The 21383-nt window shown below is 70.5% G+C and carries 15 protein-coding genes and 1 pseudogene; 10 read left to right on the forward strand and 6 right to left on the reverse strand.

Annotated elements, in window-relative coordinates; all coding sequences use genetic code 11:
* Positions 1 to 23: 23 nt before the first annotated feature.
* Complete coding sequence (locus ACGFMP_RS14760) at positions 24 to 2312, reverse strand: xyloglucanase (protein WP_393672830.1); 2289 nt, start codon at positions 2310 to 2312, stop codon at positions 24 to 26.
* Between the two features lie 1101 nt (positions 2313 to 3413).
* Here ACGFMP_RS14760 and ACGFMP_RS14765 point away from each other — a divergent pair.
* The 4 genes and pseudogenes from ACGFMP_RS14765 to ACGFMP_RS14780 all read left to right on the forward strand — a co-directional run bounded on the left by ACGFMP_RS14765 (position 3414) and on the right by ACGFMP_RS14780 (position 8500).
* Complete coding sequence (locus tag ACGFMP_RS14765) at positions 3414 to 5207, forward strand: cellulose binding domain-containing protein (RefSeq protein WP_393672638.1); 1794 nt, start codon at positions 3414 to 3416, stop codon at positions 5205 to 5207.
* Between the two features lie 145 nt (positions 5208 to 5352).
* Positions 5353 to 6846, forward strand: coding sequence for an arabinofuranosidase catalytic domain-containing protein (locus ACGFMP_RS14770; protein ID WP_393672639.1), 1494 nt, complete (start codon positions 5353 to 5355; stop codon positions 6844 to 6846).
* Positions 6847 to 7192: 346 nt separating this feature from the next.
* Positions 7193 to 7423 (forward strand): annotated as a pseudogene (locus tag ACGFMP_RS14775) (fibronectin type III domain-containing protein); the annotation flags it as partial.
* 831 nt (positions 7424 to 8254) lie between these two features.
* Complete coding sequence (locus tag ACGFMP_RS14780; protein ID WP_393672641.1) at positions 8255 to 8500, forward strand: DUF6480 family protein; 246 nt, start codon at positions 8255 to 8257, stop codon at positions 8498 to 8500.
* Between the two features lie 193 nt (positions 8501 to 8693).
* On the opposite strand, the gene gap is transcribed toward ACGFMP_RS14780, so the two are convergent.
* The 4 genes from gap to ACGFMP_RS14800 form a co-directional block, all read right to left on the reverse strand.
* Positions 8694 to 9701, reverse strand: coding sequence for a type I glyceraldehyde-3-phosphate dehydrogenase (gene gap / locus ACGFMP_RS14785; RefSeq protein WP_393672642.1), 1008 nt, complete (start codon positions 9699 to 9701; stop codon positions 8694 to 8696).
* Between the two features lie 95 nt (positions 9702 to 9796).
* Complete coding sequence (locus ACGFMP_RS14790; protein WP_393672644.1) at positions 9797 to 10423, reverse strand: hypothetical protein; 627 nt, start codon at positions 10421 to 10423, stop codon at positions 9797 to 9799.
* A gap of 220 nt (positions 10424 to 10643) precedes the next feature.
* Positions 10644 to 13022 carry a phosphoketolase gene (locus ACGFMP_RS14795; RefSeq protein WP_393672645.1) on the reverse strand — a complete coding sequence of 793 codons (2379 nt, stop codon included), beginning with the start codon at positions 13020 to 13022 and terminating at the stop codon, positions 10644 to 10646.
* A 116-nt stretch (positions 13023 to 13138) separates the two neighbouring features.
* A complete protein-coding gene (locus ACGFMP_RS14800) occupies positions 13139 to 13996 on the reverse strand; it encodes a universal stress protein (RefSeq protein WP_393672647.1) in 858 nt (285 codons plus the stop codon).
* 203 nt (positions 13997 to 14199) lie between these two features.
* On the opposite strand from ACGFMP_RS14800, the gene ACGFMP_RS14805 reads away from it, so the two are divergent.
* The 5 genes from ACGFMP_RS14805 to ACGFMP_RS14825 all read left to right on the forward strand — a co-directional run bounded on the left by ACGFMP_RS14805 (position 14200) and on the right by ACGFMP_RS14825 (position 18371).
* Complete coding sequence (locus ACGFMP_RS14805; RefSeq protein WP_393672648.1) at positions 14200 to 14757, forward strand: hypothetical protein; 558 nt, start codon at positions 14200 to 14202, stop codon at positions 14755 to 14757.
* 133 nt (positions 14758 to 14890) lie between these two features.
* Positions 14891 to 15442 carry an FAD-dependent oxidoreductase gene (locus ACGFMP_RS14810; protein ID WP_393672649.1) on the forward strand — a complete coding sequence of 184 codons (552 nt, stop codon included), beginning with the start codon at positions 14891 to 14893 and terminating at the stop codon, positions 15440 to 15442.
* 203 nt (positions 15443 to 15645) lie between these two features.
* Positions 15646 to 16365, forward strand: coding sequence for a CBS domain-containing protein (locus ACGFMP_RS14815; RefSeq protein ID WP_393672650.1), 720 nt, complete (start codon positions 15646 to 15648; stop codon positions 16363 to 16365).
* 221 nt (positions 16366 to 16586) lie between these two features.
* Complete coding sequence (locus ACGFMP_RS14820; RefSeq protein WP_393672651.1) at positions 16587 to 17291, forward strand: response regulator; 705 nt, start codon at positions 16587 to 16589, stop codon at positions 17289 to 17291.
* Between the two features lie 93 nt (positions 17292 to 17384).
* Entirely contained in the window at positions 17385 to 18371 is a 987-nt protein-coding gene (locus ACGFMP_RS14825) for an Acg family FMN-binding oxidoreductase (protein ID WP_393672653.1), read from the forward strand.
* Between the two features lie 10 nt (positions 18372 to 18381).
* Here the strand turns inward: ACGFMP_RS14825 and ACGFMP_RS14830 are convergent, their stop codons facing one another.
* A complete protein-coding gene (locus ACGFMP_RS14830) occupies positions 18382 to 20094 on the reverse strand; it encodes a GAF domain-containing protein (protein WP_393672655.1) in 1713 nt (570 codons plus the stop codon).
* A 215-nt stretch (positions 20095 to 20309) separates the two neighbouring features.
* On the opposite strand from ACGFMP_RS14830, the gene ACGFMP_RS14835 reads away from it, so the two are divergent.
* Positions 20310 to 21170: a universal stress protein gene (locus tag ACGFMP_RS14835; protein WP_393672656.1), complete on the forward strand. Its 861-nt coding sequence runs from the start codon at positions 20310 to 20312 to the stop codon at positions 21168 to 21170.
* Positions 21171 to 21383 lie beyond the last annotated feature (213 nt).

Consider the following 21383-nt stretch of genomic DNA (forward strand, 5'->3'; position numbering starts at 1 on the left):
CGGCCAGGTCGCCGGCCCGGGCTTCAGTGGTGGCCGCCGGCCGGGTCACCGTAGATGATGCCGCGGCCGTAGCCGGTGAAGTACACCCGGCCATAGGTGTCCGGGTCTCCGGTGAGCACCTCCGGGAGGCCGCCGTACTGGTGGCGGTCGTCGTTGACGCGTACCCAGCTTTTCCCGGTGTCGTCGGAGCGGAACAGGCCTCGCCGGCCGTGGACAGTCGCGGCCGCGTACAGCGCCGGGTAGCTCCGGCCGGGGGCGGCCTTGCCGAAGCCGATGTTGTCTGCCTGCTGCACGCTGGACACCTGGGTGAAGGTGGCGCCGGAGTCGGTCGAGCGCCACAGTCCGTAGGAGGTCCAGGAGGCGCCGCCGGCCAGCCAGATGTCGCCTTCATGCCCGGGTACGGCCTTGAAGCGCACTCCCCAGTTCGTGGCCGGGAGGCCGGCCGCTGCGGAGGCGGTGAAGCCGGCTCCGCCGTCGGTGCTGACGTAGAAGGTGCCGTTGGAGTAGGCGTAGAAGGTCAGGGGGTTCACCCGGTCGGAGGCGACGATCGCGTTGGCCGGCACTCCGGTCGCGTCGGTCCAGGAGGTCCCGAAGCCGGTGGCGTGGACCACCGGCCTGCCCGAGTCGCCCGGCGCCCACACGAAGCGGCTGCCGTCGGCCGCTGCGGCGATGGTGCCGCCGGAGGTCACCCCGCTGGGTTCCGCCCCCTGGAACCAGGTCGCGCCGCCGTCGGTGGAGAACGCCGCATGGCTCGTGCCGCCGGGGTCGTTGAGGTATCCCGCTCGCACGACGGTCCGTGGGTTGAGTTCCGCGTAGTCGATGCTCGTGGTGGTGCTGAAGATCGGCGAGGTGAAGACCGTCTTCGGCGCTGCGGTGAGGGAGTCGTGGCGGAAGCCGCCCACGTCGCCCATCGCGCTGACCAGTGCGCCTCCCGGCGGCTTGATCAACCCCTGGACCGCACCCTCCTCCAGGCCCGCGACGACGGGGGTGATCTCGATGGTGCCGCCGGTGTCCCAGGCGGTCAGGTTGCCGGTACCCGCGATACCGGGGCCGCCGTTGAAGAGCAGGTGGTCGGAGTCGAACGGGTCGATCTCCATTGCCGAGAGTGCCTGGCCGATCTTGGGAACCAGGATCGGCGGCTCGGATCGGGTCCCCATGGTGTACCAGGGCGTGGAGGTGATGTCGAAGTCGTAGCGCAGTTTGCGATTGGGGTAGCCGTCCCAGTCCCAGCTGCGGGTCCAGGTCGCCCCGAAATCCGTGCTGCGGAAGATGATCCCGTCCGGCCACCAGGAGACCTGCGTGCCCACCATGATCGTGCCGGGCTGATGCCGGTCGATGGTCAGGCCGGAGTAGCCGAAGTAGTCGTCGCCGCTGGAGGACGGGATCGGACTGATCTGGGCCCACTCGCCAGTGGTGGCATCGAACTTCCACACGTCGCCTTTGCCGCCGCCGAACGGGCCGATGTCGTCGCTGGTGGCGATGTACAGCAGGTGGTTGTCCGGATCGACGACACCCCTGTGTGGCAGGTATCCCGTCGGTGCGCCGGGCAGCGGCGCCCAGGTGGTACCGCCGTCGGTGCTGCGGTACACGGGATCGTCCCTGTCGGCGACGCCGACGTAGATGGTCTTGGTGGTCCTTCCCGGGCGGCCGGTGGACTTGTCGAATGCCACCCATACCAGGCCCGGGTCCTCAGTGGTACCGGAGGTCTTCGGGTCGTCACCGGTGTTGGGGAATGCCGTCACCTGTCCCCACGTCTCGCCGCCGTCGGTGCTGCGCCACAGGCCGTGCCCGGTGGGCGCCCCCAGATACAGGACGCGATCGTTGTTCGGGTCCGCCGCGATCCGCTCGCCCATGCCGCGGCCGTTCATGTTGCCGCCCAGGGTGAACGGAAGGACCGCGGCCTGCCAGGTGGCCCCCTTGTCGCACGAACGTAAAACGGCGCCGTTGTCGGGGTCGACGCCGTTGGTGTACATACCCACCGCGGCCCACACCCTGGCCGGGTCGGACGGGCTGGCGGCGATGCCCGCCACCCCCATGTAGCCCCAGTGGTCCCAGTCCACCCAGTCCAGCAGGGGCTGCCACGTACCGGTCGCGGCATTCCAGCGGTACATGCCGCCCACGTCGGTACGCGTGTAGGCCAGGCCTTTCTGGGCCTGGCTGAAGACGATCCCCGTCACGAAGCCGGTGCCGCCGATGGTGACGTTCCTGAACGTGTACGGGTCCGCGGTCGACGGGTGCCGGCCCGGCGCGGCCGCGGCAGCCCGCGGCGCCCAGACCGCCGCCGTCGCGGGAACGCTCAGCATCGCCGCCATCAGACTCCTGCGGCTGACACCTGCACCTGCCACGGGCTCCTCCTCCAGATTCGGGCCCAGGTCGGACCTGCGGCAGACACGTGTCAGTCCGTCTCCGGCGAGGATCGCCTGCGACGGCCGCCCGTGGGAGCGCTCCCATAGGGACGGTAGTGAGTCGCAAACGATTCGACAAGACCCCTGTCGCCGGAGGCCTCCCGTGGCCCACGGAGCCGCACCCCAAGAGATCTCCGCGTCCCGAACCACTCGGGAGCGGGCTCGCGGGGCGACTTGAGGGGCCTGCGGCGGCAAGGCTTGACACCATGCGCCCCGGGGTGCAAAGTGCCGTCGTTGGAGCTGACCCGTTCACCGCAGGCAGAGATATGCGGCGTCGTGTTAGCGCTAACACCCGCCCTCGCGCCGCCCTTGCCCACCCCCCACTGCAAGGAGTACCCGCGTGAACACCCGAGACCCGCGCCCGCCCAGACCTCGCACCACGCGATATCCAGGCGGCCCGCGTCCGCCGGTGGAACCTTCGCCGACGGTGCCACCGTGCGAGCCGGCCTCGCACGTCCCCGGCTGAGAGCACGCACGGAAGCCACCCTCCTTCCACGCGTCACCGATGACAGTGATGTCCGGCAGAACCGCCGCTGTGTCGACCGGCTCGGCTCGCCGTGAACCGCCTTTCACCGTCACTCGTTCTCGCCGTCACCGCGTCTGGACTCTGCCGGGCCGATCACCGACACGGCAAGTGCACGATCTCGGCCGCCGCCACCTCGCCGCGGAGCCGGACCATGCGCTTGCTCCCGGCTGCCACGGCGCAGCCGACGGCAGCTGCTGCCACCGCATCTGCCGCTCCGCGCTGTGCGGTGTGCGGTCTGCGCTGACGAGCGAATGCTTGCGAACAGCCAGTGCTCCGACATCGCCTTTCCTCCGAAGGCAACCGATGACGGCCTCATGGGACCGGACGCAGGAGTCCGTGCCCGGCTCGGCCGCCTTTTCGAAGCGCCACCGAATCGATATCCGGAGGGACCCGTGCGCAGATCCGCGCGCATTTTCCGTCACCATCCCGTACTGCTGGCCGTTGTCGGGCTCATCGCCCTCCTGGGCGCAAGCCTGGGGACGATGCCCGACGCCTCGGCCGCCGTCACCGCGACGATCTCGGTCAACGCCGGCACGAAGCTCGCGACCATACCGACCACCGGCGTCGGCACCAACGTCGCGGTCTACGACGGAAACATGAACGGCTCCGCCATCCCTGGACTGCTCAGCGCCGCAGGCATCAAGACCGTGCGCTACCCGGGTGGCTCGTACGGCGACATCTACCACTGGCAGACCAACACCACCGAGGGCGGATACGTCGCCCCCAACACCGACTTCGACACCTATATGGGCACGGTCAAGGCCGCCGGCGCCCAACCCATCATCATCGCCGACTATGGCTCGGGCACCCCCCAGGAAGCCGCCGACTGGGTGCGGTACGCCAACGTCACCAAGGGCTACGGGGCGAAGTACTGGGAGATCGGGAACGAGGTCTACGGCAACGGCGAATACGGCTCCAGCTGGGAGGCGGACAAGCACTCCAGCCACAGTGCCACGACCTACGCGACCAACCTGCTGCAATACGCCTCCGCCATGAAGGCCGTGGACCCGAGCGTCAAGATCGGGGCGGTACTGACCACACCCGGGAGCTGGCCGGACGGGATCACCGGGCCCGGCGACACCCAGGACTGGAACCACACCGTGCTGTCCATCGCCGGCTCGAAGATCGACTTCGTCATCGTGCACCACTACCCCAACGCCACCAGCGCACCCGACCTGCTCGGCAGGCCGCACGCCGAGATCCCGGGCATGGCGAGCACACTGCACTCACTGATCAAGCAGTACACCGGCTCCAACGCGGCCAACGTGGGCATCGCCGTCACCGAAGCCAACGGCAACTACGCCTCGGACACCTCCCCCAGCGGCCTGTTCGCCCCGGACGAATACCTCACCTGGATGGAGAACGGCGCCTTCACCCTCGACTGGTGGGACATGCACAACGGCACCGACTGCAGCAAAATCACCACCGTCGAGGGCGCCACCGACTACAACGACGGCGGAATACTGTCCAGCGGCGCCTCCTGCGAACCGGCACTCAACACCCCGTTCGCCCCCTACTACGGCACCCAGATGATCACCAAGCTGGGCTCACCCGGCGACGCACTCGTCCAGACGGGCAGCTCGGCTTCGCTCCTGACGGCACACGCGGTGAAGCGGTCGAACGGCGACGTCGACGTCATGCTCATCAACAAGGACCCCGGCAACGCCGCCACCGTGTCCCTGTCCTACAGCGGCTTCACACCGTCCTCGTCCACACCCACGGTGTACACGTACGCCAAGAACGCCACCGCGATCACCTCCGCGACCACGGGCACCGCCGCATCCCAGACCGTGCCGGCCTACTCGATCGTCGTCGTGCAACTGCACCCCGCCACCGGAGGGACGACCACCGGCGGCACCACAACCGGCGGCACCTCGACCGGTACGACGACCGGCGGCACCAGCACCGGGACGACCACCGGGGGCACCTCGACCGGTACGACCACCGGCGGGTCCACCCAGGGCAGCACCGGCGGCACCTCAAGCGGATGCACCGCCACCTACAGCACCACCAACTCCTGGTCCGGCGGATTCCAGGGCGAGGTCAAGGTCACAGCCGGCAGCACCGCCGTCAACGGCTGGACCGTGCACTGGACCCTCGCCAACGGACAAACCATCACCCAGGTCTGGAACGGCACCCTGACCACCAGCGGATCCAGCGTGAGCGTCAAGAACGCCGACTACAACGGCACCCTGCAACCATCCGCGTCCACCACCTTCGGCTTCCTCGCCAACGGCACACCGACCACCCCCACCCTCACCTGCACCACCCCCTGAGGTGTACCGATATGTGAGCGCTCACAGCCGGTACCCAGCAGCTCTCGGCGCCCGTCGCGGAGCCACCCATCACCTCGACCGGCCATGTCCGGCAAGGGCCGCTCCGTGCGGCAACTCCCCACACCTACTTCCAAGGAGGACGCTGATGTCGTCATCAGCAACCACCTGGCTCTCCCACCACGCCAGACGATGGGCACTCGCCGCATGCGCAGCCGTGGCCCTCGTGGCCGGACTGCTCGTCAGCGGCACGACCACCTCGCAGGCGGCCGGCACACAACCCTGCGACATCTACGCGTCGGGTGGCACCCCCTGCGTTGCGGCGCACAGCACGACCCGGGCGCTGTACTCGTCCTACAGCGGCTCGCTTTACCAGGTACGGCGATCCTCGGACAACAGCACCCGCGACATCGGCGTCCAGAGCGCCGGCGGATACGCCGACGCGGCCGCACAGGACTCCTTCTGCTCCGGAACCTCGTGCGTGATCACCGTGATCTACGACCAGTCCGGGCGGAACAACAACCTCACCCAGGCGCCAGCCGGCAGTGCGGCCGGCGGCCCCGACAACCTCGCCAACGCCACCGCCGCACCGACGATCTTGAACGGCCACAAGGCGTACGGCGTCTTCGTCGCCCCCGGCACCGGCTACCGCAACAACCACACCAACGGCATCGCCACCGGTGACAACCCGGAGGGCATGTACGCGATCTTCGACGGCACCCACTACAACGGCGGCTGCTGCTTCGACTACGGCAACGCCGAGACCGACAGCCGCGACGACGGCAACGGCACGATGGAAGCCATCTACTTCGGCAACATCAAGGTCTGGGGCTACGGCTCCGGCAACGGCCCGTGGATCATGGCCGACCTGGAGAACGGCCTGTTCTCCGGCGTCAACCAGCACCTCAACTCCGGCGACCCGACCATCAACTACCGCTACACCACCGCCATCATCAAGGGCAAGCAGAACCGCTGGGCCATCCGCGGCGGCAACGCACAATCGGGGAACCTGTCGACCTTCTACGACGGGGTACGCCCCAACGTCTCCGGCTACAACCCGATGAAGAAGCAGGGCGCCATCATCCTCGGCACCGGCGGCGACAACAGCAAGGGCGCCCAGGGCACCTTCTACGAAGGCGTCATGACCTCCGGTTACCCGACCGACGCCACCGAGGACGCCGTCCAGGCCAACATCACCGCTGCCGGATACGGATCGAACAGCGGCGGCACCACCACCGGCGGCACCTCGACCGGTACGACGACCGGCGGCACCAGCACCGGGACGACCACCGGGGGCACCTCGACCGGTTCGACCACCGGCGGGTCCACCCAGGGCAGCACCGGCGGCACCTCAAGCGGATGCACGGCCACCTACAGCACCACCAACTCCTGGTCCGGCGGCTTCCAGGGCGAGGTCAAGGTCACAGCCGGCAGCACCGCCGTCAACGGCTGGACCGTGCACTGGACCCTCGCCAACGGACAAACCATCACCCAGGTCTGGAACGGCACCCTGACCACCAGCGGATCCAGCGTGAGCGTCAAGAACGCCGACTACAACGGCACCCTGCAACCGTCCGCGTCCACCACCTTCGGCTTCCTCGCCAACGGCACACCGAGCACCCCCACCCTCACCTGCACCTGAGACGAACAAGCGTGCGGGGCCCCGTCCGGGCCCCGCACCGCCCGGCCCTACCGGCCCGGACCGAAGCACGAATCCCCCACTCAGCCCAGGATCAAGCCGTGACATCACTGCAGGACGCATCAACGAGCGCAGGGTCGAAGTCCCCGAGCCGGAGGGCTGTGCTGGTGGCGTTGGGGGTGCTTCCGGTCCTTTCCTTCGCGCTGCCGGCGTCCGGTGCGGCAGCCGCGGCGGCGGCCGCGGTCGTCGCACCATCTCGATCCAGAACGGGCCCGACCACGCGTCGACCTGGACGTGGTGGACGGCGAGCGAGATCGTCACCTTCCTACGCGACAAGGCCGGCTCGATCGGCACCCCCACCGCAGGCGCGGTCACGTCCACCTCGGTCACCCTGAGGTGGGCGGCCGCCACCGACAACACCGGTGTGACCGGCTACGACGTGGTGCAGGTCAGCGGCAGCACCGAGACCACCGCCGCGAGCTCCACCACGGCCGGGGCCACCGTCACCGGCCTGAGCGCCGGCACCGCCTACACCTTCGCCATCTACGCCCGCGACACGGCCGGCAACCGCTCCACCCGCGGCCAGCGGTGCTGTACAGGCACCTGCACAACACCGCTGCCCCCGAGGGAAACCGCCCTGGAACCTGTCGCGCCGACTTGGGAGATGGTCAACCGGCCCATATGCCCTGACGGCCGTCATCCGTGTCAGCCGTCGTCTGCTTCGCTGAGTTCGCTTGGAGGCGCGCAAGGTCGCCCGCCGCGTCCCCCTCATCCAGGAGGTCCGGCCCGATCGTCGCCCGGCGCGTGCCCGCCGCCGGCGGCCGGACCGACGCCCGCCTGTTCACCGGACCTCGCGGCCGGGGGCATCACCACCGCCGTCCTTCGCGACGCCACCGGGTGGGACGAGGTCGTGCACTCGGCTACGACCACGGGCGCCGCCACGACGTGCATCACACCGCCCTGCACTCCGTCGTCCGCCCCGGCGACACGCTCAGTACCCACCCCGCCGCGAAGCCCAGCCTGCCCCCACCCCCGCCAAGCCAGGGACGGACATTCCGGAGTCACCCTCGCCCGCCCGTTACGGTCGCCGCCGATCAGAGATCCAGGACAGATCGCCCGCCTCGGCTAACGGAGACACGGCCGTCACGGCGGCCGCCTCCACGAGTGTCACCATTGCGCGTGACCTGCACGGACGTGATTTTCGGCAGGACGGGGGCACGCGCTATGCGCGCGAGCGGAGGTGGTCCGAGTCTGCCGCTCGCCGCTCCCCCGGTGGTGGGCGCTCTCCACCTTTCGATTTAGACCGTTTCAACCGATCCACGCATCGGCTGCCGGTTTGTTCAGGTACGACACACACGGGGTACCCGAAGAAGGGCAGGGGTGCCTTTGCGGCCCTGATTGGAGGACCTGAATGACGATCGACCAGCGCCTTTCCCTCAATCCCCACCTGCCCGACGAAGGCCTGGCAGTCCCGGGGGACACCCAGGCCGGACCCGGTCAGACTCCGCCGGCAGAGTCGGGCGTCTCTTGCCTCGACGCACCCGAGCGGAAAGCGCTCCGTCGCGGCTGGGGGCCCGTGCCCGTCGTTCTCATCATGATCATCGTTGCGGTGTTCCTGGCAGGACTGATCGGCCGGGCCGTAGTCCTCCTGATCTGAGCCGCCCGGCCCGACGAAACGGGCTCGCGCATGGTTGGAGCTGGCGCGTCGAGTAGTGCGAAACCGGCCTGCTCCAGATCCGATGCTCTCGGCACGGGGGAGGCGGTCCGTGCCACCGCCGACTGCGCCAGCACCACGGCGGGTACCGCCGAGATGCCGGGTGGTCCGCACCCCACCCGACACACCGCGCGGGCTAAAGGCGGGCAGCCACATGTGTGGTCAGGTCGAGCAGCCGGTTGCTGTAGCCCCATTCGTTGTCGTACCAGCCGAAAACCTTCACCAGGCGGTCGTGCACCTGCGTCAGTGGGGCGTCGATGATGCACGACGCCGGATCGCCGATCACGTCGCGCGAGACGATCGGCGCGGTGCTGACGCGCAGGATTCCGGCGAGCGGGCCGTCCGCAGCCTCGTCGAAGGCGGCGATCACCTCCTCGGTGGAAGTGCCGCGGGCCAGCAGGACGGTCAAGTCGGTGAGGGAGCCGTCCTCGACCGGTACCCGGACTGCGATGCCGTCCAGCGCTCCGGCGAGCGAGGGGAGCACCAGGCCGACGGCGCGGGCCGCGCCGGTGCTGGTCGGGATGATGCTCAGGGCGGCGGACCTGGCGCGTCGCAGGTCCTTGTGCGGGCCGTCCAGCAGGGACTGGTCGTTGGTGTACCCGTGGATGGTCGTCATCAGGCCGCTGTCGATCCCGAACCGGTCGTTGAGCACCTTGACCATGGGGGCGACACAGTTCGTGGTGCAGGACGCGTTGGAGACGACGTCGTGCTGCGCCGGGTCGTACTCGGCGTGGTTGACACCCATCACCACGGTGGCGTCGACGTTCTGGCCCGGTGCGGACAGCAGAACCTTCCTGGCGCCGGCCTTCAGGTGAGCGGCGGCCTGGTCACGGGTCCGCAGGCGGCCGGTGGACTCGATCACGATGTCGACGCCGTCCTCGGACCAGTCGAGGGCCGCAGGGTCGCGGTGCGCGGTCACTGCAATGCGATTGCCGGCGACGGTGAAGCTGCGGTCGTCGTGGGTGACGGGGCCCTGGAACCGGCCGTAGGTGGAGTCGTACTCCAGGAGGTGAGCGAGGGTGGAGACCGGGGTGATGTCGTTGACGGCGACGACCTCGATGCCGAATGCGTCACGTGCCAGGAGAGCGCGCAGGTAACTGCGGCCGATGCGGCCGAATCCGTTGATGCCGATGCGGACGGTCATGGTGGTCGCTTCCTCTTTGCGGTGGGTACTGGTGGAGGGGGAACAGACGGGGCACCGCCCGGTGGGCGGTGCCCCGTGGCGCGGGCGGGGTGCCGCTACCGCAGCCAGCGGTTGTCGCGGACGACGGGCAGGCGGGCCCACAGGCGGCCCAGGCCCCAGGTGGTGCCGGCGGCGGTGAGGGCGAAGAGGATCATCGCGAGGGCGTAGATGAGGTGGTAGTCGACGATCGGGTTGGACGACATGCTCGGGGCACCGCCTGTCAGGTGCTGGGCGGGCGGCCATTCGGCGGCCCACATCATCGCCATCAAGATGGTGCCTGCCACGGCGGTGATGCGCAGGGCGATGCCGCTCATGAGGGCGGCGCCGATGCCGAGCAGGGCGAGCATGAACAGGGTGTCGGTCCAGCCCTTCCCTGCGATGTCGTGGAAGAAGGACTGCAGCGGGCCGGCGGAGACACCCGACAGGAATCCCTTGGTGGGCGAGCCGCCGTCGATCCAGCCCTTGCCGGAGCCGGTGGCGTAGTGCCAGCCGAAGGTCTTGTCGAGGAACGCCCACAGGAAGATGAAGCCGGTCGTGATCCGCACGGCGGCAAGCGACCTGGCGGCCACAGTGGAGCCTGCGGCGGTGGTCGCCGTGTCGCTCACGCTGTCGGCGGCGAACGCCCTGTTCCAGCTGGGCAGGTGGAAACCGGTGCGGTGGGGGGTGTGGTCGTGGACGGCCATGGTGGCTCCCTGATCGGTGGGTTGCTGTTCGGTACGCCATTACTGTCCTGCGTGCGGGGGTGTCGGCGCTGGGGGCACAGGGCCCGGGCTGCGGGGCCGAACGGCCCTGCCGGCGAGGCTGGTTGGGCTTGGACTGTTGCGGCTCGATGGTGGACGCACACCGTGGGGCCCGCCAGGCAAGCCTGGCGGGCCCCACGGGACGTGTTGGGAGCGTGCTGTGTCAGCCTTCCCAGGTCCAGTCGGCGACCTCGGGCAGGTCGGTGCCGTGTTCGCGGATCCAGGCGTGGTGGCGCAGTCGGGTGTCCTCCATGAGCTGGCGTACGGGGGCAGCGGTCACGGCGAGGCCGGGGACGCGGTCGATGACGTCCATGACGAGGCGGTAGCGGTCGAGATCGTTGCGGACGACCATGTCGAAGGGGGTCGTGGTGGTGCCGATCTCCTTGTATCCGCGGACGTGCAGGTGCGCGTGGTTGGTACGGCGGTAGGCGAGGCGGTGGATGAGCCAGGGGTAGCCGTGGTAGGCGAGGATCACCGGCTTGTCGGAGGTGAACAGGGCGTCGTACTCGGGGTCGGTCATCCCGTGCGGGTGCTCCTCGTGCGGCATGAGCCGGGCGAGGTCGACGACATTGACGACGCGTACAGCCAGTTGCGGCAGGTGGCGGCGAAGCAACTGGGCCGCGGCCAGGACCTCCTGAGTGGGGACGTCGCCGGCGCAGGCGAGGACCGCGTCGGGCGCGGTGCGGCCGTCCTCGTTGCCCGCCCATTCCCAGATGCCGGCGCCGCGGGCGCAGTGCGCACGTGCCTGCTCCAGGTTCAGCCAGTCGAAGGTGGGCTGCTTGCCGGCGACGACGACGTTGACGTAGTCCTTGGACTTCAGGACGTGGTCGGCGACGGACAGCAGGGTGTTGGTGTCCGGCGGGAGGTAGACGCGGACGACTTCGGGGGCTTTGTTGAGGACATGGTCGATGAAGCCGGGGTCCTGGTGGGAGAAGCCGTTGTGGTCCTGTCGCCACACGTGCGAGGTCAGCAGGTAGTTCAGCGACGCGATGGGGCGGCGCCACGGCAGTGTGCGGGTGGTGCGCAGCCATTTGATGTGCTGGTTGACCATGGAGTCGATGATGTGGACGAAGGCCTCGTAGCAGGAGAACAGGCCGTGCCTGCCGGTCAGGAGGTAGCCCTCGAGCCAGCCCTGGCAGGTGTGCTCCGACAGGATCTCCATCACGCGGCCGTGCGGGTCCAGGTTCTCGTCGACTTCCAGGGTTTGTGCCTGCCAGGCCTTGCCCGACGCGGCGTAAACGGCCTGGAGGCGGTTGGAGGCGGTCTCGTCGGGTCCGACGATCCTGAAGTCGCGGCGCCCGGCGGTGTCGGCCATGACCTTTTCGAGGAGCTCGCCCAGGACGCGGGTGGGCTCGTGCTGAGTGACGCCGGGTTTGTCGACGGGTACGGCAAGGCGGTCCAGATCGGGGACCGGCAGGTCGCGCAGCAGCAGTCCGCCGTTGGCGTGGGGGTTGGCGCCGAGTCGGTGTTCCCCGGTGGGGACGCACGCCAGCACCTGCGGACGGGGGTGCCCGGCCTGGTCGAAGAGCTCGTCGGGGCGGTAGGAGCGCAGCCACTCCTCCAGTTGGCGCAGGTGTGCCGGGTTGCTGCGGACCTCTGACAGTGGCACCTGGTGGGCACGCCACGTCCCCTCCACAGGCAGCCCGTCGACCTCGGCGGGACCGGTCCAGCCCTTCGGGGTGCGCAGCACGATCACCGGCCAGCGCGGCCGTTCGGTTGCGCCCTGCTCTCGGGCCGCTCCCTGGAAGGCGGCGATGCGGTCCAGGGCGGTGTCCATCGCGGCGGCCATGTCGCGGTGCACGGCCAGTGGATCGTTGCCGGTGACGTGGATCGGGTCGTGGCCGTAGCCGCGCAGCAGCTCGTCGAGCTCGGCTTCGGGGAGCCGTGACAGGACGGTGGGGTTGGCGATCTTGTAGCCGTTCAGGTGCAGGATCGGCAGGACGGCGCCGTCGTGGACCGGGTCGAGGAACTTGTTGGAGTGCCAGGACGCGGCCAGCGGCCCGGTCTCAGCCTCGCCGTCACCGATCACGCAGGTCACCAGCAGGTCCGGGTTGTCGAGCGCGGCACCGTACGCGTGCGAGAGGGAGTAGCCCAGTTCGCCGCCCTCGTGGATCGAGCCGGGCGTCTCCGGCGCGACATGCGAGGGGACGCCGCCGGGGAAGGAGAACTGCTTGAACAGCCGGCCCATACCTTCCGCGTCCCGGCTGACGTCCGGATAGGTCTCGGAGTAGCTGCCCTCCAGCCAGGAGTTCGCCAGCACCGCCGGCCCCCCGTGGCCAGGGCCCCATATGCAGATCGCATCCAGGTCACGGGCCTTGACGACACGGTTGAGGTGGGTGTGCACCAGGTTCAGCCCGGGTGAGGTGCCCCAGTGGCCCAGCAGCCGCGGCTTGACGTGTTCCGGGCGCAGCGGCTCGGTCAGCAGCGGGTTGGCCATCAGGTATATCTGGCCCACCGCCAGATAGTTCGCGGCACGCCAGTGGGCGTCGAGGGCCTGCAGTTCATGGTCGCTGAGCTCGGTGGTCACCGTGACGGGGGGCATGAGGATCTCCTGGGGATTCGGTGGTGGCGCCTGCACTACGTTCTGCCGTCTTCACCATCTGGGACCAGGGCCGTCCGGGTACTCGCCAGGGCCACTGGTCCCTCGCTTCGCCGCTCCTACCCGCGCAGCGGGATCCCTGCGGCGAGAACCGGGACGATCGCCACCGGGCAGTGCGCATGGCGCAGCAACGCCAGCGTGACCGTGCCCAGTTCAGTCCCGGACCTGCCTGGCCGCGGGTGGGTGCCGATCACCACCATGTCCGCCTTCGCCGTTGCCTCGATCAGTGCGCGGCACGGCGTGGACCGTATCGTCCGGCTGTTCACCGCGAGGTGCGGGCTGGTCTGACGCAGCGGCATGAGGAGTCCCCCGGTCAGGGCGGCCCTGTCCCTGGCCTGGCGCTCGATCGAGTCGAGCACAGGTTCGGGGCGGTCGTCCCGGTGATCCGGCGGCGCCTGCCGGTAGGTCCAGGCGTGCAGGACGTCCAGTCGCGCCCGGCGCAGTTCCGCCTCCTCGAACGCGAACAGTGCTGCGTCCGCGTCGCCGTCGCTCTCCAGCCCGAGCAGCACACCACCGGCGCTGGGCCGGCGCGAGGGCAGCGGCGTGCCCCGCACGACGAGCAGCGGTGTAACGGTCCGTGCCGCCAACCGCCGGCTCACCGAGTGCAGAAGCAGTCCGGCGATACCGCTGAGGTCGCGGCTGCCGACAACGGTGAGGGCCGCGCGGCCGCCCCGTTCGGCAAGGACGTCGGCCGGGTCGCCGACGACCGGGGCCGTGGTCACGGAAAGGCCGGGATGGCGCCGGGCGACCCGTGCCGCCGCGGCCCGCAGCACCGGGCCGGCCTCGTCCGGATCGTCGACACAGGTGATCACTTCAAGCTCCGCGGTACGCAGCCGGGCCTCGGTGGCTGCCGCGTCCAGGGCGCCGAAGGACGCCATCGACCCGTCGATCCCGACGATCACACGTGGCGGACTCATGGCCACTCCTTTCATGCGGTGGATATCCGACCTGATCCTGGGGGCCTGCTCCCGGGCGACGGCAGGGCCGTTCGTGTCGCGTCCACGGACCGATTCGCCCCTGGGCCAGGGCCGTTCGGCCCTGCGCGGCGGCGGATCTCACCCGAGATGCTGAAAGCGGCGGGCGGCTGTCCGCCTGTGAGCCGACAGGGAGGGACCCGGCCATGAAGCGCAGCACGGTGCTATGGCGGTTTCGGCGCAATCCGCTGCGCCGCAGTTCCTACGTGGTGGAGGGTTGGGCCCTCCTCACGCTGGGCGCGGCCGCCACCGTGGGCGCCGTCCTGACGGGTCTGGCCGTCACCAGGGATATCGACGCGCGATACGCGCAACAGCGGCACGACCGCCACCCCGCGACAGCGGTGCTGACCGAGGACGCCGATATCCCCGCCACCTACGGGGCCCCGTCATGGACCCCGGTGCGCTGGGTTGTGCCCCCAGGAGAGCCCCGTACGGGTAGGGCGCGGGTGAGTTCCGGGCTCAGGCGCGGCGAGCGGACCACGATCTGGCTGGACGACCGCGGCAGGCTCACTGCGAAGCCGCTGTCCCCTTCGACCGGCTTGGTCCAGGCGACCGTCACGGGATCAGTCGTGGGGCTGGGGCTCTGGTCGGGCGCCCTGATCGGCGGCGGGATCGCAGCCGCCTTCTCGGAGCGCCGCCGCCTCGATCGCTGGGAAGCCGAGTGGGTCCAGGTCGGCCCCAGGTGGGACCACCGCAGCGCCTGAACGGCCGCCCCGCCCAGGGCGCAGGCGGCGGCACGAGCCCCTGCGCCATCCGGTCCCCTGCTGCAACCGCCCTGACCACTGCGCGGCACTCCCGGCCGGATCGGGCTCGTGCCGTCCGACGAGAGGAAGCCCCATGAACGATCAGATAGTGATCATCGGTGGAGGCCCCGCAGGCACGCTGGCAGCCAACCGGCTGCGGCACGCCCCGGGCGCCGCCGGCCACCGGATCCTTGTCATCGACCGGACCGATCCCCGCGACCGGGAACTCGACCTGCTCGTATCCCTCGGCATCTACGGCCCCGGGTCCCTGCAGCCGCCCGAGAACCTCCGGCTGCGCGACGGGATCGGCCGGCGCCTCGCGGAAGTCGCCACGATCGACACCGACCGCAAGGAGGTCTGCCTCACGGACGGCACCACGGTTCCCTACCGTGTGCTGGTGCTGGCCACCGGGCGGCACCGGCTGCCGCCCACCATGGCCGGGCGACCTCTGACGATCGCCCCGGATGGTCTGCCGTCGACGAGCCGCGCCGACATCTACGCCGTCGTCCCCGGCAGGGCCAGGCGGTGGCCGGCGGTCGAGCGTCCGGTCCAGGCCCAGGTGGAGCACCTGGTCAGTGGGGTCATCCGGTATCTGGAGGGTCGCGGCCCTGTGGGCGGCGACATCGCGAATACGGCAGCCGGGTGACGGCGGACCCGCTGCGGGGCCGATCGGCCCGCCGACGAGGGCCCGCACAGCCCTGCCGTGACGGCGTGAACCAGGGGACGGTGGAGCCGGCAAACCGGGGGCACGGGGCCGACGCGGCCCACCGCTCACCTGGAGTCCCGCTCCACCACCCGGCTCGCGCCGTCCGCGCCGAGCACCCGTCCCACACGCACAGGAGGCACACCATGAAGCACCGCAAGGTCGGAAACGTCATGACGAGCGACGTCATCAGGGTCGAGGAGGCGACCTCGTTCAAGCAGGTCGCCTCCCTCCTGGCGCAGCACCGGATCAGTGGAGTGCCCGTCGTCGATGACGACGAGAAGGTGGTCGGAGTCATCTCGGAGTCGGACCTGATGGCCCGCCAGGCCCGGGACGCCGCAACAGCTCCGCGGCGCCGACTGCTGCTGAGCCCGGCGTCCCGGCGCACGGCCGTGAAAGCGGAAGCACTGACGGCCGGCCAGCTGATGTCCACCCCGCCGGTGACTGTCCACGCGGACGACTCGATCGCCTTCTCCGCCCGCGCCATGGCCGAGCACCGCGTCGAACGCCTCCCGGTCCTCGACGAAGAGGGCCGGCTCGTGGGGATCGTCACCAGGCGCGACGTTCTTCAGGTCTTCCTGCGTCCTGACGCCGACATCCGCGATGAGGTCGTCCAGGAGGTCGTGGTCGGCACCTTGTGGCTGACACCGTCGGCGGTGGATGTGAGGGTCCAGGACGGTGTGGTGACGCTGGAGGGGACGCTGGAGCGTGCGAGTGAGGTATCCATCGCCGGTAACGCCACCGCCAGGATCGACGGCGTCGTCGCCGTCGACAACCGCCTCACCGGCCGGCTCGACGACTCCGATCTGCGGGCGGTCTCCTCGAACACGCACGGCGTGGCCGACACCTGGCTGCACAAGCTGTGAAGCGGCACCCTTGAGTGCGGCGCCGGTGGCCGGCGGACCCGGCCGATCGCCGGCGCGTCCCCGCCGAGCACCGGCCGTGACCGCAACCGGCGGGTTCCGGGCCGGTGGGCCGACCGGCCGGTGCACAGGTCCGTTCGGCCCTGGCGCCGGGCGGACCTGCGCGCGATGATCGAAGGCCCAGCACGGCACCAGGCCGGCGCACGACAGGTGAAGGTTCGCTCATGAGTGAGGTGCCGCGGTTCTCGGCAACGTCCCCGATTCGGGTCTTCCTGGTCGACGACCACGAGGTGGTGCGCCGCGGCGTCCACGATCTGCTGGATGCCGAACCTGACATCGAGGTGGTCGGCGAGGCGGAGTCGGCGAGTCACGCGCTGGCCCGCGGCCCGGCATTGCGCCCGGACGTCGCCGTGCTGGACATCCGCCTTCCCGACGGGGACGGCATCTCGGTGTGCCGGGAGCTGCGCTCGGCCATGCCCTCGCTGGCCTGCCTGATGCTGACGTCATTCGACGACGACGACGCCCTGCTCGACGCGATCATGGCCGGCGCCGCGGGCTACGTGCTCAAGCAGATCAAGGGCTCCGACCTGGTCTCGGCGGTTCGGACGGTCGCCTCGGGCCAGTCGCTGCTCGACCCGGCCACCACCGCGCGTCTGATGAGCACCCTGCGCGACGACCACTCCGGCACGGATCCCGAGCAGGAGGCGCTGGCCGGGCTGTCTCCGCGGGAGCGCGAGATCCTCCTCCTGATCGGCGAGGGCCTGACCAACCGGCAGATCGGCAAGCAGCTGTACCTGTCGGAGAAGACCGTCAAGAACAACGTCTCGCGCCTGCTCGCGAAACTCGGCGTGGAACGCAGAGTCCAAGCCGCGGTGATCGCCTCGAACAGCGCGGCACCGTCGCCGGACACCGGCCACGGGCGACGCTGAGGGCCGATCGGCCCACCCGCCGGGCCCTCCCGCCCCTGCCGTCGCCCTCCGGCCGCCGCGAGCCTTGAACCAGGACGGCCCGAGGAGAGCGATATGCACACCACCAGCACACTGGACGCGGCGACTCTGGAAAAGCTCATTGCGGCGGCAGTGGCGGCCCCGTCGCTCCACAACATGCAGCCTTGGCGCTACCGGCTCGATCCCGACACCGCCACCATCGAAGTTCGCGCTGCGACGGAACGGTCCCTGCGGCACACCGACCCGCTGGGCCGGGCCTTGCACGTGTCGGTCGGTGCGGCGGTGCTCAACCTGCGCATCGCGGTGGCGCACTTCGGCTGGGAGCCGGTCGTGCGGCTGCTGCCCCGACCCGCCGAGCCGGACCTGTTGGCGTCGGTACGGCTCGCGGGCCCCCTGCCCGGGGGCTCGCGGCACGGGCAGGAGCTCTACGACGCCGTGTGGCGCCGGCACAGCAGCCGCGTGCCCTTCTCCGGCCGCGCACTTCCGGCAGAAGTGCTGGCCGAACTCATCGAAGCCGCAGTGGCCGAAGGGGCCGACCTGGTCGTCCCGGGTGTGAACGAGACCCGGCGGATCCTGCAACTGACGTCGGAGGCCGAGTGGTTCACGGCGACCGACCCAGCCCGGCGGGCGGAGAACCGCCGGTGGGTGCGGGACGGGGCCTCGGACGGCATGCCGGGGGCGGTGCTGGGCCCGCGGGACGCGAGCGGGCACTTGCCGGTGCGCGACTTCTCAGCGCTGCGGCCTGCTTACGCCCGGCCGGCCGCGGCGTTCGAAGCGCGCCCGGTGATCGCGGTGCTGTCCACCCGGCACGACCGCCGCGCGGACTGGCTGCGCGCGGGGCAGGCACTGGAGAACGTCCTGCTGACCGCCACGATCCACCGGGTGCGGGCCTCGATGCTCCACCAGGCCCTGGAATGGCCCGACATCCGCTGGGCGCTGCGCGACCCCCGCAGCGGCACGGGGCACGTCCAGATGCTCATCCGCCTCGGCTACGGCCCTGACGGTCCCGCGAGCCCCCGCCGCCCCCTTTCCGATGTTCTGGACAGCGGGCCGCAGCGCTGACGCGCTGCGGCTACGGGAGCTGCGCGGGCGGGAGGGGCACCCGCCACATCAGACGTGTACCGCCCTCCTCCCTGGCCGTCGCCGTCATGCCACCGCCCCGCTGCTCAGCCCGCTCGGCGAGGTTGCGAAGACCACTGCGCCGGCCCTGCTCGGGCAGGCCGACGCCGTTGTCCGTCACGGTCAGCACCAGCCGGCCCGCGGAGACGGTCAGCGATACCTCGACTGCGGAGGCCTGCGCGTGGCGGGCGGCATTGGACAGCGCTTCCTCCAGCACGGCGACCACGTCTTCCGCCACGGCCTGCGGGACATCGGTGTCGATCAGACCCTCCATCCGCAGGGAGGGTGTGAAGCCGAGGGTGCGGGCCGCCGACTCCGCGGCGGCGACGGTTCGTGCGCGCAGGCTCAGGCGTTTGCGATCCGCCTCCTTGGCCCGCAGGCCGAAGATCGTCGAGCGGATGATCTTGATCGTCTCGTCGAGGTCGTCCACGGCCCGCAGAACGCGTTCGTTCGCCTCGGGGTGCTCGATGAACCGCAGCGAACTCTGCAACGTCATCCCGGTGGCGAAGAGGCGCTGGATGGCCAGGTCGTGCAGGTCGCGGGCGATGCGGTCGCGGTCCTCCAGCAGCGCCACCTGCTCGGCGGCCCGGCGGCGCTCGGCCAGCTCCATCGCGAGGGCGGCCTGCCCGGCGAAGGCGGCCAGTGGCGCGATCTCGTCCTCGGTGAAAGGAAGGGCCTGCTCGGCGCGGCCCAGCAGCAGCACACCGCGCGCCCTGTCCTCACCCAGCATGGGAACGGCCACGACCGGCCCGAGCCCCTTCCACCGCGGCGGCCCCACCGTGACCCGCGGGTCCTTGCGGATCTCGCTGGTGGAGATGGAGCCCCCGGCCGCCAGCGCGGCACCCATGAAGGACCCCTGCGACGGCAGCACCAGACCGCTGTGGTCCTCGGCGTCCACGCCGACGGCGATGATCACCTGCAGATCCGTGCTGTCCCCGACTGGTAGGGCGATCACGCCCAGGTCGGCTTGCAGGATCCGGCTGGCGTGCGCGACGAGGCCGCGCAGTACCGAGCCCTCCTCCGCCCCTGACAGCAGGTCGCTCACGATCTGCGCATTGGCCTCCAGCCATTCCTGCCGGGCACGGGCGGCTTTGTAGAGGCGGGCGTTCTCGATGGCCACACCTGCGGCCACCGCAAGGGTCCGCAGGACTGTCTCGTCCTCACCGTCGAACTCGGCGCCACCGCGCTTCTCGGTGAGGTAGATGTTCCCGAACACCTCGTCGCGCACCCGGATCGGCACCCCGAGGAAGGAGTGCATCGGCGGGTGGTGGGGCGGGAAGCCGTAGGAGGCGGGATGGTCGGAGATCTCCGTCAGGCGCAGCGGCTCCGGATGGCGGATCAGCTCGCCGAGGATGCCGTGGCCGGAGGGCAGCGGACCGATCGCCTGCGCCTGCTCGGCGGATATCCCACTGGTGAGGAACTGCGAGAGCCCAGTGCCCTCGATGACGCCGAGAGCGCCGTACTCCGCGTCCACCAGCAACACCGCGGACTCCACGATCCGCCGCAGCACCTGGGCCAAGTCCAGTTCCCCGCCCACGGACAGGACCGCTTCCAGCAGGTCGTGCACGCGGTCCCGGGTACCGCGCACCGCGTCGATACGGACCTGCAGTTCTGCCAGCAGCTCATCGAGCTGCAGCCGCGGCAGTCCTCCTGCTTGATCGCTCACCAGGTCCTCCGTTCGGAAAGGGCCAGTGCCCGGAACAGTCGTGGCCATGGTCACCGTAGTAGGGGCCGGTAGGGCGGCGGTAGCCGGACGGATGGCACCCCGTCGGACCCCGACAGGGGGCCGCCCGGCCCGTGGCGGGGAGGCGGTGGCCCCAGGAACGTGTGAGGGGAGCCCGCGGTGTCGGCACCGCGGGCCGACATCCGGAGGCAGGCGTGATGACGCGATACGCGGTGGTGGGAGTCGACGGTTCAAAAAACGGTCGGGAGGCGGCGCGGTGGGCCGCCGAGGAGGCCGCGACGCGGGGACTGGGACTGCGGATGGTCACGGTGGTGCCTGCCGAGCCGGCGCGGATGCCTTCCGGGTGGGAGTCCGCCGGCTGGCGGAAGCCGGTGCCCGGTCCGGCCGAGGTCTTCGGTGACATCGCCGCGGCCTTCCCGGGCCCGGACCTGGACCTGGATCTGTCCGGCCGGCAGATCGCCGGAGACCCCGCTGATGTGCTCCCCGGCATCGCGCGGGGTGCCGAAGTGGTGGTGGTCGGAATGCGGGGGGCGGGCGGATTCGACGGGCTGCGGCTCGGTTCCGTGGCGCTCGCGGTGGCCGACCGGGCGCCGTGCCCGGTGGTGCTCGTGCCGCCGCCGGCTGCCACCGGCAAGCGAAGGCACGAGGTGGTGGTGGGCGTCGACGCGCGGCACCCGGACGAGGGGGCGCTGGAGGTCGCGTTCGAGGAGGCTGCCGTGCGAGGTGCCAGGCTCCGGGCCGTACACGCCTGGGGCCTTCCGACGATCTGCCGGGGTGTGGTGTTCGGCGTGCTGGAGGAGGACCGGGCGGAGTGGGAGGACCAGGAGGTGCAACTGCTCGACGACGCGCTGCGCAACTGGCGCCGAAAACGCCCGGAAGTGGCCGTGCTGCCCGACGTGCGGCTCTTCGGTGCGGCGGACGCGCTGGTACGGGCATCGGCCGACGCGGAGCTTCTGATCGTCGGCCGGGGGGCGCGGAATGCCGGGCACCTTGGCGGTGTCGTGCATGCCGTGGCGCACCACACCCGCTGCCCGCTGCTGCTGGCCCGCCGGCACTGAGCCGCCTCCGCCCGCATCAAGGGCACCGCGCCGCCGGCAGCCTCGGCCCAGCCGCGTCGGCCTCTGCCACAGCAGTGGCCGTTTGCCGCGGACGGACGGACGGCCGGTCCGTTCGCCGCCCGTTCGTGAGCCGAGTCGCCCCCGCATCGGGGCCGTTCGGCACTCTGCGAGGGCGACTGCACCAAGACAGCCTGATCGTATGACCGGCCGCGC

It is taken from the genome of Streptomyces sp. NPDC049040 (genome assembly GCF_043197715.1).
In the GTDB taxonomy this organism is placed as follows: domain Bacteria; phylum Actinomycetota; class Actinomycetes; order Streptomycetales; family Streptomycetaceae; genus Actinacidiphila.